Raw genomic sequence first — 15,812 nt, 5'->3', positions numbered from 1 at the left:
CGCCGGTGATCAGTCGGACGACTGACGCCGGCGCCAGATGCGCAGAACCAACCAGATCGCGCCCGCCAGCAGCGACACCACCAGCAACACCTTCACAGCCTTGGAGACCGGGTCAATCCAGAGCTCAACGTTGCTGTAGCCCTCTCCGAGAACCATGCCGGCCACGGTGAGCAGGGCCGTCCAGATCAGGCTGCCAGCGGTGGTCCAGAGCAGAAACGGCGCCATCGGCATCATTTCAATGCCCGCCGGGACCGAGATCAGCGTGCGAATGCCAGGCACCAAACGCCCCCAGAACACCAGGGCGGTGCCGTAACGGCTGAACCAGCGGCGGCTGCGGGCCAACTCATCGGCACTGATGCCGATCCAGCGACCGTGACGTTGCAACCAGGCTTCGATCCGTTCCTCGTTGATCAAGCGACCGACCCCGTACCAGGGCAGGGCACCAAGCACCGTGCCCAGCAAACCGGCCAGCACCACAGGCACCAGATCCAGCTGACCCTGCTGCACATAAAAGCCCCCGAGGGGCATGATCAGCTCAGACGGAATCGGCGGGAACAGATTCTCAAGAAACATCGCCGCGAAGATCGCGGTGTAACCCAGCCACTGATTCGCCTCAACCGCCTGGCCGATCAACTCCGGCAGTTGTGTGATCAGATCGGAAAGCCCCATGGAGACTGCGCTTGATCGCGCAAGTCTTCCATGGGGCCGTAAGGATCAGGTTCCGATCCGCTGGATCGTGATCAGTAGCGGTAGTGGTCGGGCTTGTAGGGACCTTCCACGGGCACATTGATGTAGTCGGCCTGGTCTTTGCTGAGCTCGGTGAGCTTGGCCCCGATGCGACCGAGGTGCAGGCGAGCCACCATCTCATCGAGATGCTTGGGCAGCACGTACACCTCCTTGGCGTACTCATCGCCCTTGGTGAACAGCTCGATCTGAGCCAGCACCTGGTTGGTGAAGGAGTTGCTCATCACAAAGCTGGGGTGGCCGGTGGCGCAGCCCAGATTCACCAGGCGGCCTTCCGCCAGCAGGATGATCTTGTTGCCGCTGGGCAGGGTGATGTGATCCACCTGCGGCTTGATGTTCTCCCACGCGTACTCCTTGAGGGAGGCGACATCAATCTCGTTGTCGAAGTGGCCGATGTTGCAGACAATGGCCTCGTCCTTCATCTTCACCAGGTGCTCGTTGCGGATCACCTGGTAGTTGCCGGTGGCGGTGACGAAGATGTCCATGTCTTCGACCACGTCCTCAAGACGCACGACGCGGTAGCCCTCCATGGCCGCCTGCAGCGCGCAGATGGGATCCACTTCCGCAATGCAGACGGTGGCACCGAGGCCGCGCAGGGACTGGGCGGAACCCTTGCCCACATCGCCGTAGCCGATCACCAGGGCCTGCTTGCCCGCCACCATCACATCGGTGGCGCGCTTGATGCTGTCCACCAGTGACTCGCGGCAGCCGTAGAGGTTGTCGAACTTGCTCTTGGTGACCGAGTCGTTGACGTTGATGGCGGGGAAGGGCAGCTCACCGCTCTTCTGCATCTTGTACAGACGTGCCACACCTGTGGTGGTCTCCTCGGTCACGCCCTGAATCTGAGCCTTGGTGCGCGAATAGAAGCTGGGGTCCTGGGCCAGCTTCTTCTTGATCGAAGCGAACAGGAAGGTCTCCTCTTCGTTGCCGGGGTTGTCCAGAACGGTGATGTCCTGCTCGGCCTTGCTGCCCAGCATCACCAGACCGGTGGCATCGCCACCATCGTCCAGGATCATGTTGGGAGAACCGCCGTCACCCCACTCGAGGATGCGGTGGGTGTAGTCCCAGTACTCCTCGAGGGTCTCGCCTTTAACGGCGAAGACCGGAATGCCCTGGGCGGCAATGGCCGCAGCAGCGTGATCCTGGGTGGAGAAGATGTTGCAGGAGGCCCAGCGCACCTCAGCCCCGAGCTCCACCAGGGTCTCGATCAGAACCGCGGTCTGAATCGTCATGTGCAGGGAGCCGGCGATGCGGGCGCCCTTGAGGGGCTTCTCGCTGCCGTACTTCTCCCGCAGCGCCATCAGACCGGGCATCTCGGTCTCGGCAATGTCGAGTTCCTTGCGGCCGAAATCGGCCTGATTGATATCGGCAATAACGCAATCAACGCCGAGCTTCAGCTCAGCCGGGGACGTGGGCGCTGCCACCATGGTTTCGGTGCTCCCTAATGAATCGTGGAGTTGAATCTCTGCAGAGACGCCGAGGCTTCGGGCTCGCTTGAGTCGGACTCTACAGGGCATGTCTGGGCTCTTGAGACCCTTGAGACCACCCGGGCCCTGGGCCGATTGCTGGCGCGCGAGCTTCCAACGGGAGCAATTCTCCTGTTGAGCGGGCCCCTTGGCGCCGGCAAAACATCATTGGTGCAGGGCCTGGCCGAGGGCCTCGGGATCAGCGAGGCGATCACCAGCCCCACTTTTGCCCTGGCCCAGCACTACCCCCAGGGGGAACCACAGCTGGTGCACCTTGATCTCTATCGCCTGGAGCAACCGGCCTCTGCCGATGAACTGTTTCTTCAGGAGGAGGAGGAGGCCAGCGCCACCGGGGCGTTGATGGCCGTGGAGTGGCCGGAACGGCTGGGGCTCGATCTGGCCGAGGCCTGGCACCTGGAGCTTCGCCATCAAGACGAAGGGCGGCTCGCTCAGCTCACCTCTCCCAGAAAGGCCTCCACCTGAGCCTGCGTGGGCTGGGGATCAATGCCACCGGCCCCGCCGCAGACCAGAGCACCACAGGCAGCCGCAAAGCGAATGCGCTCCTGGGGCGCGGCGGCCCAGCGGTGCAACAGCCCGGCCGTGAAGGCATCACCGGCACCGGTGGTGTCGACGACACTGGGGGGCTGAAAGGCGACCTGCTGACCGCAATCAGCCCCCAATTGCCAGCGCACCGGGGCCGCCCCATCGGTGACCACCACATCGGGCCGCTGGGGCAAGGCCTGCTGGATCGCGCCGGGATCGTCGCTGTTGAACAACCAGAGCGCTTCCTCCCGCGCCAGCTTGATCAGGGCCGCCTGGTCCAGGAGCGGTTGAATCGCAGCCTTCGCCGCAGCCGACGGACCCGCCGCGGGATCAACGCTGGCATCCCAGAACGTGGGGCGCCAGTTCACATCAAGGGCAATCGCCGTGCCTTGGCTGCTGGCCTGGCGCACGGCCGACAACAACGTCGAAGCCGACGTTGGTGCTGCCAACGGAAGCGTGCCAATCAACAACCATCGGGCCGGGGGTAGGGCAACTGGCTCCAACGCCTGGTCGGCAAAGCCGGCCCCCTGATCTCCGTCAAAGCCCTGAAACTGTCGTTCCCCATCCCGCGCACGGCGCACCAGCACGATGCGACTGGGACGCTCGGCATCCCGCTGCAACAACGCAGTGTCGACACCACGCTCCACAAACAATCGGGAAAAGGCAGTGCCAATGGCGTCCTGGCCGAGTCGTCCAGCAAAAGCCACAGGGGTGCCCAAGCGGGCCAAGCCACAGGCCACATTCGCTGGCGCTCCTCCCAGACGGTCCTCGACCGGACGATCCACCGCCGGATCACCACCCGGTGGACCGAGCCGGTCAATCAGGGCTTCACCGAGACAAACGACAACGGAACCAAGCGCCATCCGACCGCATCAGGACTTTGCTTAAGGGTGGGCAGAGCTTTCCAAGCTGCCAAGCAACGCCGCAATGATCCGAGCATTGGCGGCCGGAAAGGCGTAATTCCCCAGGTCCTCCGGCCGCACCCAACGCACCTGCTGACTGGCAAGGGGCTGCGGCTCTCCCGAGACCCAGTCGCAGAGATGCACCACAAAGCGCAGCTTCTTGTGGCTGTAGGCGTGATCAACGGTGATCAGTTCAGCGCCGACAGTCACCGCAATGCCCAGCTCCTCCTTCAACTCGCGGGCGATGCAGGTTTCGATCGTTTCGCCCGGCTCCTGTTTGCCACCGGGGAACTCCCACATCCCCCCCAGCAGGCCTTCCTCCAGGCGCTGGTCAATCAACACCTCCCCGGCCGCGTTGAGCACAACCCCCACACCGATCACCTGGAAGGGCAGGGGCTTGGGGGCGTCGGTCACGGGCCAGCGGCAAGGATCGCCGGCAGCGTAAGCAGCGCAGTGCAGCTGCCAGGGGCAACGGTGGCAGTCCGGCTGGAGGGGGGTGCAAAGCGTGGCCCCAAGGTCCATCAAGGCCTGGTTGGTGTCCCGTGGCCGAACCGGATCAAGCAGGGCCTCACTCCAGCTCCAGAACAAGGCATCGTCACGGGCCGGTGGGCGCGGATGGGCCGTCAATCGCGCCAGCACCCGTTTGACGTTGCCATCCAGGATCGGCAACGGTGCATTAAACGCACTGGAAAGGATGCTGCCGGCGGTGGTGCGACCGATGCCCGGCAAGGCCATCCAACCCTCCAAGCTGTGCGGCCACGGGTGGCCCACCAGCAGCTGCGCCGCCTCATGCAGCCGACGCGCCCGCGAGTAATACCCCAGGCCCTGCCACTGCAGCCGCACCACATCCAGAGACGCCGCGGCCAGGCTCTCGACAGAGGGAAACGCCTCCATCCAACGCGTCCAGTAGGGGAGAGCCACGGCCAGCTGGGTCTGCTGCAGCATCACCTCGGCGATCCAGATGCCGTAGGGATCGAGATCCTGGTCCGGCGCTGGACGCGCGCCGCCAGGCAACTGCTTCCAGGGGATGCCGCCGCGGCCATGCCGCTCCCACCAGGCCAGCAAGGCTGTCGATAGAACAGCAGCTTCGGCCTCGGTCAACGCATCCATGGGTTCGCGATTGGCGTCAGAACAGGGCCCGAGCAACGACCGTCATCCAAGTGCTCCTCTCGCCAGGATGCACGGGCGCAGCAAGCCAAGGCGTGATCCCAAGCCACAACCTCTGGAGCTGGAACGAGCGATCCATTGGCTGGAGCCTGATGGGCGACCCCCATGCCGAAGAGGCCGTGTTGCTGATTCATGGTTTCGGGGCCAACACCAACCACTGGCGCTTCAACCAACCGGTACTGGCCGAACTGATGCCCACCTACGCCATCGATCTGCTCGGTTTCGGGCGCAGCGATCAGCCTCGGGCTCGCTTGAAGGATGAATCCGTTTCAGCGGATGCCGTTCATTACGGCTTTGATCTGTGGGGGCAGCAGGTGACTGACTTCTGCCGCCAAGTCATCGATCGCCCGGTGCGACTGGTGGGCAACTCGATCGGTGGGGTCGTTGCCCTGCGAGCCGCACAACTGCTCGGCGAGCGCTGCCGTGGCGTGGTGCTGATCGACTGCGCCCAGCGCTTGATGGACGACAAACAACTGGCCTCACAACCGGCCTGGATGGCATGGGTCCGGCCGCTGCTGAAAACGATGGTGCGGCAGCGCTGGCTCAGCACTGCGCTGTTCCGCAATGCCGCACGGCCCGGCGTGATCCGCAGCGTGTTGAAGCAGGCTTATCCCAGTGGCGCCAACATCGACGACGAGCTGGTGGACCTGCTGTTTCAACCAACCCAACGCGAAGGTGCCGCTGAGGCTTTCCGCGGATTCATCAACCTGTTCGACGATTACTTGGCACCACAACTGATGGAAGAGCTCAAGCTCCCCGTGGATCTGATCTGGGGCGAACGCGACCCCTGGGAGCCAATTGCTGAAGCCGAGCGCTGGGCCCAGACCCTGAACTGCGTTCAATCCCTCTCAGTGATTCACAACGCAGGCCACTGCCCCCACGACGAAGCACCGGATCAAGTCAATCCGGTGCTGCAAAGGCTGATCAACAAAAAATCAATTCAGCAGGCGACGTAGGCCTCCACTTGATCACTCACCCGGCGCAGACCGGCCAAACCATCACGCTCGAGGTTGCGAACACGGTCGCGACTCATGCCCAGGATCCGGCCGATGCCCGTAAGGCTCATCGGATCTTCCCCATCCATGCCGTAACGCATCCGCAGCACCTGCTCCTGCAGGTGGGGCAGCTGGCCCAAAAGGCTGCGCAGGTCGCCCTTGAGGCAATCCTCTTCCACCTGATCGCTGGGCAGATCACCATCGCCAGAGAGCAACTCCAGCAGTTCGGTGTCATCACCATCTCCCACCTTCATCTCCAGGCTCACCGGCTGCCTGGCTCGGCACATCAGATCCTTGACGTCGTCTTCCGGCAGCTCGACGAACTCAGCCAGCTCGGTGACGGTGGGCGTGCGACCCAGCTCCTGGCTCAGCTCTCGCTGACCCTTTTTGAGCTTGTTCAGCATCTCGGTGATGTGGATCGGCAGCCGGATCGTGCGGCTCTTCTCCGCGATGGCCCGCGTGATGCCCTGGCGAATCCACCAATAGGCATAGGTGGAAAACTTGTAACCGCGGGTCGGGTCGAACTTCTCCACGCCACGCACCAGACCGATGGTGCCTTCCTGGATCAGGTCCAGGAGTTCCATGTTCCGCTTGGTGTACTTCTTGGCCACGCTCACCACCAGCCGGAGGTTGGCAGCCACCATCCGTTCCTTGGCGCGACGGCCATGCTGCAACTTGCGCTTGAGCTGCATCGAAGACAGCCCGGACGCCTTGGCCAGCTGGTCACGGCTGGGCTTCTCACCCGCCTTGCTCTCCAGCTCCGACTCGAGCGATTCCAGATCCATCAGCTCTTGCACCTGGCGGCCCAGAGTGATCTCCTGCTCGTGGGTCAGCAGCGGCACACGTCCGATGTCCCGCAAATAAGAACGAACCAGATCAACGTCTGCCGTGACTGTTTTTGCAGCCTTCGCAGCAGTTTTGGGCTTGGAAGCAGCGGTCGCAGCCGGAGCCATGGGGCGCTTCTTTGAGTTATGTGAAGCGTACTCCTAAGAAACGTAAACAGACTCTCAGAAAATGCCGAAGGTGAAGAAATGGGTAGAAATACCTGCGGCCTGCACCAACTGCGGCAGATGCACCAGCAGCCATCCCGCCGTCTTCAGGTAGATCAGCGTGCCCGCCACATCCGTGCAGGTGGTGATGAAGGGCGTGGACATCAATGCCGGATCCAGACCCATGCGGTCAAACAGCAACGGAAACGCGGCACCGGCCGTGGCCGCCAGGGTGGTGATCGCCAGCAGGCTCATCCCCACCGAGAGTCCCACCAGTGCGCTTTCGCCACGCCACCAGGCAAAGGGAACCACCAGCAACATCATCAACACCCCCAGCAACGCCCCCGCCATGGCTTCGCGGCCAATGGCCCGCAAGGGGCCAAGGCTGGAAATGCTCTGGGTGCTCAAACCACGGATCACCACCGTGGAGCTTTGGGCCCCCACGTTGCCGCCGGTGCCACCGAGCAAGGGAATGAACGCCGCCAGCAACACCACCTGCTGCAGCACGTCTTCATTGGCGGCGATCACCTCCGAGGTGAAAAAGCTGGCCAGCACCAGCACCGCCAGCCACACCACGCGGCGCCGGGCAACGGTGAACAGATTGCTGCTGAAGTAGTCGTCGTCATCGCCGGCCTGCACCGCGCCGGCGGCGTAGAGATCACGGGTGGCCTCCTGCTCGATCACGTCGATCACGTCGTCCACCGTGACGATGCCCACGAGACGCTGTTCCAGATCCACCACTGGAACGGCGAGGAAGTCGTAACGCTGAATCGTGCGCGCCACCTTTTCCTGGTCGGTGTCAGTGCTGACGCTGAGCACCTCCTCGGTCATCACATCACCGATGCGGGCCTGGGGATCTGCTGTGACCAGATCCCGCAGCGACAAGATCCCTGTAAGGCGTCGCTCGGCGTCCGTCACATAGAGGGAATAAATCGTCTCGGTGTCGCGAGCACGCCGCCGCACGATCTCCAGCGCCACTGCGGCGGTCTGGTTTTCCTTGAAGGCGATGTATTCGGTCGTCATCAAGCGACCGGCCGTTTCGGAGCGGTAACCCAGCAACTCAGCCGTCACCTTCCGTTCATCCGGACTGAGCTCGCTGAGCAGCTGCCGCACCACCTTGGCCGGCAACTCCTCAAACAATCGGGCGCGATCATCCGGCGACATCTCCTCCATCACCTCCCGCATCTCGCCAGAGCGCAGCAGGCTCAGCAGGCTTTGCTGGGTGGCGGTGTCGAGGTACTCGTAAACACTGATGGCTTCGTCCTTGCTGAGCAGGCGAAAGGCAATCGCCTGCAGGTTGGCCGGAAGACTGCCGATCGCCTCGGCGATGTCCACCGGCTGCACCGGTTCCAGCAGCAGTTTCACGGCGTCGTAATTGCCCGCCTGCAGCATCGCGGCGAGCTCCTGTGAGACCGCTTCGGCCAGCAAGTCGGGTTCCACGCTCACGCCAGCACTGCTCAGCCCCGATGCCTCCGTCATGCTCCTCCGGCCGGGAGCCCAGTGTATGGCCGTTACAGCCGGTTAACCTCTGCGCTCCATCCTTGTTTCACCATGGCGATCAGCGTCAGCTCCGTCTCCGTCACCACCCCTGACGGCAGCAGCAAATCCCTGGGCGACTACGCCGGCAAGGTGCTGCTGATCGTGAACGTGGCCAGCCGCTGTGGCTTCACCAAGCAGTACGCCGGTCTGCAGGCCCTGAACGAGGCTTACGCCGCCAAGGGGCTGGCGGTGCTGGGTTTCCCCTGCAACGACTTCGGCGCCCAGGAACCCGGCACCCTGGATGAGATCAAGAGCTTCTGCTCCACCACCTACGGCGCCGACTTCGAACTGTTCGACAAGGTGCATGCCAAGGGAAGCACCACCGAGCCCTACACCACGCTCAACCAGATGGATCCCGCCGGTGATGTGGAGTGGAACTTCGAGAAGTTCCTGGTGGGCAAGGACGGCATCGTGATCTCCCGCTTCAAGAGCGGCGTCACCCCTGAAGATCTCAAGTCGGCGATTGAGGCGGCGCTGGCGGCATAGGACGAGCAAAAAGCCGGGGGTCCCTCAAGAACCCCTGGCTGACCTTTATAAGCATCAAACCAAGCGCCGACGAAGCCGCATAAAGGGCTTTTCAAGCAGAATCCAACTCGTATATCCAACAAGAATTGAGCCGAATAGATACATCACAAATTTAAGTAAGTAGGGCAGCTCAAATCCAGCAACCATGTGCGCGATCGGAACGTGAAGCAAATAAACCGAGTAACTTATTTTACTTAAAATTCTAATCATTTGAGATAAACTTTTAGGCAAACTCGAATATTCAAAGCCCCAAAAGCCTACAATTAATGCACAAGCTAATAGCCCAGCCATTGGGTAGAACCCAAATGACAGCCATTCTGAAAGCCCAATTGGAACAGGCTCTAAAACGGATCGAAACAAGCTGTTGCCAGATATTGATGCCACAGAGATAACAGCCATTAACGCAAAAATTCGCGAAAATGCGATTGGACGCAAGGCCAAAACCTCAAAATCTCTTGGTCGCGTTCGCATAAACAAGGCCAATAAACCTCCATATGCCAGAGCATCGGACTGAAGAAAAAGATCCTGCTTCAGAGATCGAACGCTGCCTCCATTTTCAATAAAAATATAACGTGCAAACGAAGCACAAACAATCGAAGCGATCAACAACCCGCCCACAATAGCCATCACCTGAGCATTACCGAGAGCAAGGCGTCTCTTCAAAAAGATTAAGATAAAAACAGCAAATGCAAACACAAGATAACTCCATTCTTCAATGACCAAGCTCCACGAAACAGATAGTAAATTAGGCTCATGAACAAAGATCGAGCCTTGCAGAAAAAAGATATTTGCCAACCAAGTTTTCCATCCCAGCCAACCAATGGAGCCAGCAACTAACAATAAAAGAAGAACAATCCAATACGTCGGAACAGTACGGAACCAACGGCGAAGGACAAAAGCCCTGAGCAACTCACCACGCTTATCTGTCGCAATATCAATTAACTGCCCAACCACCAAAAAGCCACTAATCGCAAAAAAAGTCGTAACACCCCAGAAGCCCGGGCGAAACCATGGGGCAGCGAGTGCTCCATGCAATGAATGAGGGAGAACGATCCCGGCATGAGACCAAAGAACAAGAAAAACTGCCCCACCGCGAAGCAGATCGATGCCCTCATAAAAGACAGAGCGAGACGCAGACTGCTTCAAAACACACCTAATTTATTTTCGAGGCTCAACACAGCAAAACTGTTGAACACACAACACAGAAGACTGCATCGATTCACAGATCGCCAACAAATTCCTATTGGCACACCAGGAAAGCAAAACCTCGGAGTTCTTCTCATAACTGACATGTTGCCGCTTGGTCAGATTTGTGTAACACGCCGACCGAGCTGAAAACCCAGTGCAGCCGCTCCCACCCCCAGCCCAAGGGTCAGCCCGATCAAACCCAAAGCGGCGGCCCAATCACCGGAACTCAGGTGCTTCGTAGCCGCCAGCATCCAGCTGCTGAAGGTGGTGAGCGAGCCGCAAAAGCCAATTCCCAGCAGCACCTGTCGCCGTGGGGCCGCCGGGAGCCCGGCCAACAAGCCCAAGAGGGCAGCCCCCAGAACATTCACCAGCAGGTTCTGATCCCCCAGATGCAGAGCCAGCTGCCAGCGCAGCAAGGCTCCGGGCACAGCACCCACGCCAACAAGCAGCAGCTCCTGCAGTTCCAGTTGCAGGCTTGGTTGGATTTCAGGCATGGATCTCCCCCAGTCCGTAACCCAAAGCAGAGGCCAGCAAGCCCACCCCGATCGAGGCCAGCGCAAGCACCACAGCAATGAGCGTCTGGCCGGCCCGGAGCTCGTTCAGCAGCTCCACAGCGAAGGTGGAAAACGTGCTGAGGCTGCCGAAAAAGCCCACACCCATCAGCAAAGCAATACCGCTGCTGGAGGCACAGGTTTCACTGAGGGCCAGCACCAGCCCAAGGGCGAAACAAGCCACCACATTCACCAAGAAGGTCCCCCAGTGCTTCTTCGGCACCATCGGCTGAAAGTGGTTCACTACTTTCAAACGCAGCCAGGCACCGGGGATGGCCCCGAGCCCAACCAAAAGAGCTTCAGGCGCGGAGCCAGCCACGGCGTTGATCTCCAGAGAGGGTTTGCACGTGGAGCCAGTCTTGGCCATCGGCTGAAGACCAACGCCGCAGCAGGCGCAGGGAGGATCCCGCCTTAAGGGTGCTCACCCGTGGGGCTACCGCCAACGGGCTGAGGCGCAGAGGTTGATCAGAATTGGTGTGCAACGGCCCGGAGATAGCGCGACGACGAGGTTGGGGTTGACGCCGGTCAGCACCACCGGCCGGCAAGGCAGCCGGAGCCATTAACGCCACCCCCAGCAGCCAACTCCACCGAAGGACACTGCTTGTAGAAACAGTCCCTGTTCGATCAGCCGTCATCAAATGTCGAGGGCTGCCATGTCCAGCTCGGCGCTGTGGGTTTCGATGAATTCCCGGCGGGGCGCCACCTTGTCACCCATCAGGATCGTGAAGATGCGATCGGCCTCGAGGGCATCTTCGATCTCCACCCGCTTCATCGTGCGAGTGGTGGGATCCATGGTGGTTTCCCAGAGCTGTTTGGGCATCATTTCGCCAAGGCCCTTGAAGCGCTGGATCGTGTAATTAGCCTTCTCGCCGAAGCCTTCGAGGGTCTTCTGCAGATCGCCCTCGTTGTAGCAATAGGTGTGGTTCTTGCCGCGCTCAACTTTGTAGAGCGGCGGGCAGGCGATGTAGATGTAACCGCCCTCCACCAGCTCCTTCTGGTAGCGATAGAAGAAGGTGAGCAGCAGGGTGCGGATGTGGGCGCCGTCCACGTCGGCATCGGTCATGATCACGACCCGGTGGTAGCGGAGGTTCTTCACGTCGAAGTCCTCCCCCTTGATCCCCAGGCCAAGGGCGGTGATCAGTGCCTGAATCTCCGTGTTCTTGTAGATCTTGGCGTCGTCGGTCTTTTCGATGTTGAGGATCTTGCCCCGCAGCGGCAGGATCGCCTGGAAGCGACGGTCGCGGCCCTGCTTGGCGGAGCCACCAGCAGAGTCGCCCTCCACGATGTAAATCTCGGATTCGCCGGGGTCGCGGGAGCTGCAGTCAGCCAGTTTTCCGGGCAGGGTTGAGCTCTCCAGAACACTCTTGCGCCGCACCAATTCGCGGGCTCGGCGGGCGGCTTCAGCCGCATTGAAGGCCTGGATCGCCTTCTCCAGGATCAGGCTGATCACGGAGGGATTGAACTCAAGGAACTGGCTGAGGGCTTCACCCACCAGGTTGTCGACAATGCCGCGCACTTCGGTGTTGCCGAGCTTGGTCTTGGTTTGACCCTCAAATTCCGGTTCCGGCACTTTTACCGACAGCACCGCTGTCAGGCCTTCTCGGATGTTCTCCCCCGCCAAGTTGGAATCGGATTCCTTGCGTTTGCCCAGCTTCTTGGCGAAGGCGTTGAGGGTGCGGGTGAGCACCGTCTTCAGGCCTTCGATGTGGGTGCCGCCATCCACGGTGCGGATGTTGTTGGCAAACCCAAGGATGCTGTCGGAGTAGGCATCGGAGCACCACTGCAGGGCTGCCTCCACCTGAACGCCGTCCTTCTCGGAATTCACGTAAATGATGTCCGGATGAAGGGCGTCCTTCTCCTTGTTCATGTAGGCGACGTATTCCTTGATGCCGCCCTCGTAGAAGTAGGTCTCTTCATGGGGATTCCCTTCCTCATCCCGGGCCGCCTCCCGCTCATCGCGGAACACGATCCGCACGCCGCCGTTGAGGTAGGCCAGCTCCCTCAAACGGGCCGAGAGGGTGGCGTAGTCGAAGACGATGCCGCCGGTAAAGATTTCAAGGTCAGGTTTGAAGCAGACGGTGGTGCCTGTCTCACCGGATTCCGCTGCGGGCTGGGACTCTGAAGCCAGGGAGCCAATCGCCGCGCCGCGCTCAAAACGCTGGCGATGCACCTGGCCCTGACGGCGCACCGTCACCTGCACCCATTCGCTCAGGGCGTTCACCACCGAGACGCCAACGCCGTGGAGACCGCCAGACACCTTGTATCCCCCGGCACCGAACTTGCCGCCGGCGTGCAGCACGGTGAGCACCGTCTCCAGGGCGCTCTTGCCGGTGCGCGGGTGCACATCGGTGGGAATGCCGCGGCCGTTGTCGCTCACCGAGGCGGAACCGTCTTCCCCCAGCACCACAACAATGCGGTCGCAATGGCCCGCCAGGGCTTCATCAACCGAGTTATCAACAACTTCGTACACCAGATGGTGCAGGCCCCGCGGTCCGGTGGAGCCGATGTACATGCCCGGACGCTTGCGTACGGGCTCAAGCCCCTCCAGCACCTGAATTTGCTCGGCGCCGTAGGCGTTCTGGACCTTGGAAGCGTCGCTCATTCAGAAAGTCTCAAGCCAGGAAACCGGGTCATGGGCGGGCGCAACGGCTCTAAACCTCGACCTGACAATGTCAATCTACCACCGGCTGTCTATAGAGGCTTGCAGAGGCCTCTCAGCGCCCATTCCACGCCGGGCTGCACCCCCTCACCCTTTTGAACAGCTCCCACCCCCTGGTGATCACCCTGCTCGGGCCCACCGCCAGCGGCAAAACCGCCCTGGCGCTGGACATCGCCGAAAGGCTTGATCTGCCGGTGATCAACGTGGATTCCCGCCAGCTCTATCGGGAGATGGACATCGGAACCGCCAAGCCGACCGCGGAGCAACAGGCGCGAGTGCTGCACCATCTGCTGGACCTGCGCAGGCCCGATCAGCCGATCACCCTCCAGGAGTTTCAGGCGATCGCAACCCCTTGCATCGACGCCGCTCTGGAGCAGCGGGGCGTGGCCTTGCTGGTGGGCGGCAGCGGCCTGTATCTCAAGGCCCTCACCAGCGGGCTTCAGCCTCCGGCCGTGGCACCCCAGCCGCAGCTGCGTCAGCAGCTGACGGCCCTGGGCCAGGCCATCTGCCACCCCCTGCTGCAGGCCGCCGACCCAAGGGCCGCCGCCAAAATCGCCCCCGCCGATGCGGTGCGCACCCAGCGCGCCCTGGAGGTGCTCTACGCCTCCGGGCAACCGATAAGCCGCCAGGCCACAGCAACGCCTCCGCCCTGGCGGGTGCTGGAACTGGGCCTCAACCCCGCCAACCTGCGCCAGCGCATCCAGCAACGCACCGAGCAGCTGTACTGCGATGGGCTGGTGGAGGAGACCCGACGCCTGAGCGAGCGCTACGGCGCTGATCTGCCGCTGCTGCAGACCATCGGCTACGGCGAAGCGCTGCAGGTGATCGGCGGCAGCCTGAGCACTGCAGATGCGGTGCGAATCACCAGCCAACGCACCCGCCAGTTCGCCAAACGCCAACGCACCTGGTTCCGGCGTCAGCACAACCCCCACTGGCTAGCCGACCAGGCAACGCTGACGGATGCAATGACGTTGATCGAGCAACATCTAAGGTGAAGGATGCAGACGTTGTATTCAGCGAAGTTGTCTGCACCTGTCCCCGTCACCGCCTGAATGCCCCCACGTCCCCGTTTTGACCGTCGTGCCCCGGTTCGGGAGCTGCCCAACATCAACGACCGGATCAACTACCCCCAGTTGCGGGTGGTCGACTCAGACGGCGCTCAGCTGGGCGTGATCAGCCGCGAAGAAGCCCTCGATGTGGCCCGCGACCGGGAACTGGATCTGGTGCTGGTGAGCGAGAAGGCTGACCCACCGGTCTGCCGGATCATGGACTACGGCAAGTTCAAGTTCGAGCAGGAAAAGAAAGCCAAAGAGGCCAAAAAGAAGTCGCACCAGACCGAAGTCAAAGAGGTCAAGATGCGCTACAAGATCGATCAGCACGACTACGACGTGCGGATCGGTCAGGCCCAGCGCTTCCTCAAGGCGGGCGACAAGGTGAAATGCACCGTGATCTTCCGCGGCCGCGAAATTCAGCACACGGCGCTGGCGGAAACGCTGCTGCGGCGGATGGCCAAGGATCTTGAGGAGAAGGCCGAAATCCAGCAGGCGCCCAAGCGGGAGGGCCGCAACATGATCATGTTCCTCACCCCGCGCAAAACGCCGCTGGTGAAGAAAGAGGAGAAGGAGCAGGCCGCCAACAAGGCCGTGCGCACCATCCCCGCACCGCCAAAGCCCACCGCCGCCAAGGTGGCCAGCCCCCAGGGCTAAGCCACAGGGTCGCCAGCCAGCAGCAAGCGCCATCCCTGGGCTGAGGCCTGGGGATGGAAAGCGCTGCGAGCTTCGCACATGAAGCCGTGATCGGCACCGGCATACTCCACAACGCGCAAGCGATGGCCGGCGGTATCGACCTTGCTTAGGGCGGCCCCTATGGCTTCGCGATCCTCTTGAGGAATCAACGGATCAGCCATACCGAAGACACAGGTGAGCCGCGCCTTGATCTCAGGCAGCAGAGCCAAAGAGGGCTCACCACCACCAGGCCGCATTCGGCTCACACCGGCACCGTAAAAATCAAAAGCGTGCTCAACCCCGGGCAGCGTGGCCGCAAGAAAAGCGGCATGCCCGCCGAAACAGAAGCCCACCACATGGATGGCGGCCTGCGGGTAACGAGCCCTGAACCAGCTGACTGCGGCGGCGACATCAGCAACGATCTGCTCGCTGGTGGTGGCGTCCTTATGGCGGCGTCCTTCAGCCAGATCGGAGGCCTCGTAAGCCAACTCCAGATCTGGAGCCGTACGGGAGAACAACGACACTGCCAGGGCTGGATATCCCTGGGCGGCCAAGCGATCCGCCACGCTACGCACCCAGGCATTCAGCCCAAACACCTCAGGCAGCACGACATAGACACGACTTATTAACGATTTAGACTCGATATCGTTAATAATGACCTGCGGTAGCGCCCACCAGCAGCGCAGTGGCACAACGCCATTGGCAAGTTCAACCCAGCCAGGCGAAGGGAAGCTGGACATTGTCACAGGCCCACAGGACACACCCCCAATTGTCACCAGGCAATTCGCTCCGTATGGTGGCCGCATTCCGACCTGTCCCA

General features: G+C 61.4%; 17 protein-coding genes. 5 read left to right on the top strand and 12 right to left on the bottom strand.

Annotation, left to right across the window (positions count from 1 at the left end; translation table 11 throughout):
* Positions 1-9: 9 nt before the first annotated feature.
* Positions 10-669: a DedA family protein gene (locus SynM161_RS00585; RefSeq protein WP_186541668.1), complete on the bottom strand. Its 660-nt coding sequence runs from the start codon at positions 667-669 to the stop codon at positions 10-12.
* Between the two features lie 71 nt (positions 670-740).
* Complete coding sequence (ahcY, locus tag SynM161_RS00580; RefSeq protein WP_114988039.1) at positions 741-2,171, bottom strand: adenosylhomocysteinase; 1,431 nt, start codon at positions 2,169-2,171, stop codon at positions 741-743.
* A gap of 30 nt (positions 2,172-2,201) precedes the next feature.
* Between ahcY and tsaE the strand changes: the two genes are divergently transcribed.
* Positions 2,202-2,693 carry a tRNA (adenosine(37)-N6)-threonylcarbamoyltransferase complex ATPase subunit type 1 TsaE gene (tsaE, locus tag SynM161_RS00575; protein ID WP_186542315.1) on the top strand — a complete coding sequence of 164 codons (492 nt, stop codon included), beginning with the start codon at positions 2,202-2,204 and terminating at the stop codon, positions 2,691-2,693.
* Here the strand turns inward: tsaE and SynM161_RS00570 are convergent.
* Both SynM161_RS00570 and mutT read right to left on the bottom strand, forming a co-directional pair.
* A complete protein-coding gene (locus tag SynM161_RS00570) occupies positions 2,660-3,616 on the bottom strand; it encodes a carbohydrate kinase (RefSeq protein ID WP_186541667.1) in 957 nt (318 codons plus the stop codon). The genes tsaE and SynM161_RS00570 overlap by 34 nt on opposite strands.
* A 21-nt stretch (positions 3,617-3,637) precedes the next feature.
* Complete coding sequence (mutT, locus tag SynM161_RS00565; RefSeq protein WP_186541666.1) at positions 3,638-4,765, bottom strand: 8-oxo-dGTP diphosphatase MutT; 1,128 nt, start codon at positions 4,763-4,765, stop codon at positions 3,638-3,640.
* Positions 4,766-4,914: 149 nt separating this feature from the next.
* Between mutT and SynM161_RS00560 the strand changes: the two genes are divergently transcribed.
* A complete protein-coding gene (locus SynM161_RS00560; RefSeq protein WP_255442003.1) occupies positions 4,915-5,778 on the top strand; it encodes an alpha/beta fold hydrolase in 864 nt (287 codons plus the stop codon).
* Here SynM161_RS00560 and SynM161_RS00555 read toward each other — a convergent pair.
* Positions 5,763-6,770: an RpoD/SigA family RNA polymerase sigma factor gene (locus SynM161_RS00555; protein WP_255441825.1), complete on the bottom strand. Its 1,008-nt coding sequence runs from the start codon at positions 6,768-6,770 to the stop codon at positions 5,763-5,765. The two genes, SynM161_RS00560 and SynM161_RS00555, sit on opposite strands and share 16 nt — an antisense overlap.
* A gap of 54 nt (positions 6,771-6,824) precedes the next feature.
* Positions 6,825-8,285, bottom strand: a complete 1,461-nt coding sequence (mgtE, locus tag SynM161_RS00550; protein WP_186541664.1) for a magnesium transporter — start codon at positions 8,283-8,285, stop codon at positions 6,825-6,827.
* 72 nt (positions 8,286-8,357) lie between these two features.
* Here mgtE and SynM161_RS00545 point away from each other — a divergent pair, with 72 nt between their 5' ends.
* Positions 8,358-8,831 (top strand): glutathione peroxidase, encoded by a 474-nt coding sequence (locus SynM161_RS00545; protein WP_186541663.1) that lies wholly within the window; start codon positions 8,358-8,360, stop codon positions 8,829-8,831.
* Positions 8,832-8,885: 54 nt separating this feature from the next.
* Here the strand turns inward: SynM161_RS00545 and SynM161_RS00540 are convergent, their stop codons facing one another.
* The 5 genes from SynM161_RS00540 to gyrB all read right to left on the bottom strand — a co-directional run bounded on the left by SynM161_RS00540 (position 8,886) and on the right by gyrB (position 13,211).
* A complete protein-coding gene (locus SynM161_RS00540) occupies positions 8,886-10,016 on the bottom strand; it encodes an acyltransferase (protein WP_186541662.1) in 1,131 nt (376 codons plus the stop codon).
* A 158-nt stretch (positions 10,017-10,174) separates the two neighbouring features.
* Positions 10,175-10,552, bottom strand: coding sequence for a CrcB family protein (locus tag SynM161_RS00535; protein ID WP_186541661.1), 378 nt, complete (start codon positions 10,550-10,552; stop codon positions 10,175-10,177).
* Positions 10,545-10,928 carry a CrcB family protein gene (locus SynM161_RS00530; protein WP_186541660.1) on the bottom strand — a complete coding sequence of 128 codons (384 nt, stop codon included), beginning with the start codon at positions 10,926-10,928 and terminating at the stop codon, positions 10,545-10,547. Before SynM161_RS00530 ends, SynM161_RS00535 begins: the two co-directional genes overlap by 8 nt.
* Positions 10,909-11,244 (bottom strand): SH3 domain-containing protein, encoded by a 336-nt coding sequence (locus tag SynM161_RS00525; RefSeq protein WP_186541659.1) that lies wholly within the window; start codon positions 11,242-11,244, stop codon positions 10,909-10,911. The genes SynM161_RS00530 and SynM161_RS00525 overlap by 20 nt, the downstream gene beginning before the upstream one ends.
* Positions 11,244-13,211 (bottom strand): DNA topoisomerase (ATP-hydrolyzing) subunit B, encoded by a 1,968-nt coding sequence (gene gyrB, locus SynM161_RS00520; RefSeq protein ID WP_186541658.1) that lies wholly within the window; start codon positions 13,209-13,211, stop codon positions 11,244-11,246. The genes SynM161_RS00525 and gyrB overlap by 1 nt, the downstream gene beginning before the upstream one ends.
* 152 nt (positions 13,212-13,363) lie before the next feature.
* Here gyrB and miaA point away from each other — a divergent pair, with 152 nt between their 5' ends.
* Together miaA and infC are read left to right on the top strand one after the other, a co-directional pair.
* Complete coding sequence (gene miaA / locus SynM161_RS00515) at positions 13,364-14,263, top strand: tRNA (adenosine(37)-N6)-dimethylallyltransferase MiaA (protein WP_186541657.1); 900 nt, start codon at positions 13,364-13,366, stop codon at positions 14,261-14,263.
* Positions 14,264-14,320: 57 nt separating this feature from the next.
* Positions 14,321-14,974, top strand: coding sequence for a translation initiation factor IF-3 (infC, locus tag SynM161_RS00510; protein ID WP_115081445.1), 654 nt, complete (start codon positions 14,321-14,323; stop codon positions 14,972-14,974).
* Here infC and SynM161_RS00505 read toward each other — a convergent pair.
* Positions 14,971-15,732 (bottom strand): dienelactone hydrolase family protein, encoded by a 762-nt coding sequence (locus SynM161_RS00505; protein ID WP_370593085.1) that lies wholly within the window; start codon positions 15,730-15,732, stop codon positions 14,971-14,973. The two genes, infC and SynM161_RS00505, sit on opposite strands and share 4 nt — an antisense overlap.
* Between the last annotated feature and the right edge of the window lie 80 nt (positions 15,733-15,812).

Origin of the sequence: Synechococcus sp. M16.1 (assembly GCF_014279895.1) — a bacterium.
Taxonomy (GTDB): Bacteria; Cyanobacteriota; Cyanobacteriia; order PCC-6307; family Cyanobiaceae; genus Parasynechococcus.
Note: the sequence above shows the minus strand (reverse complement) of the source record. Positions and strands in the feature narration are given on the sequence as shown.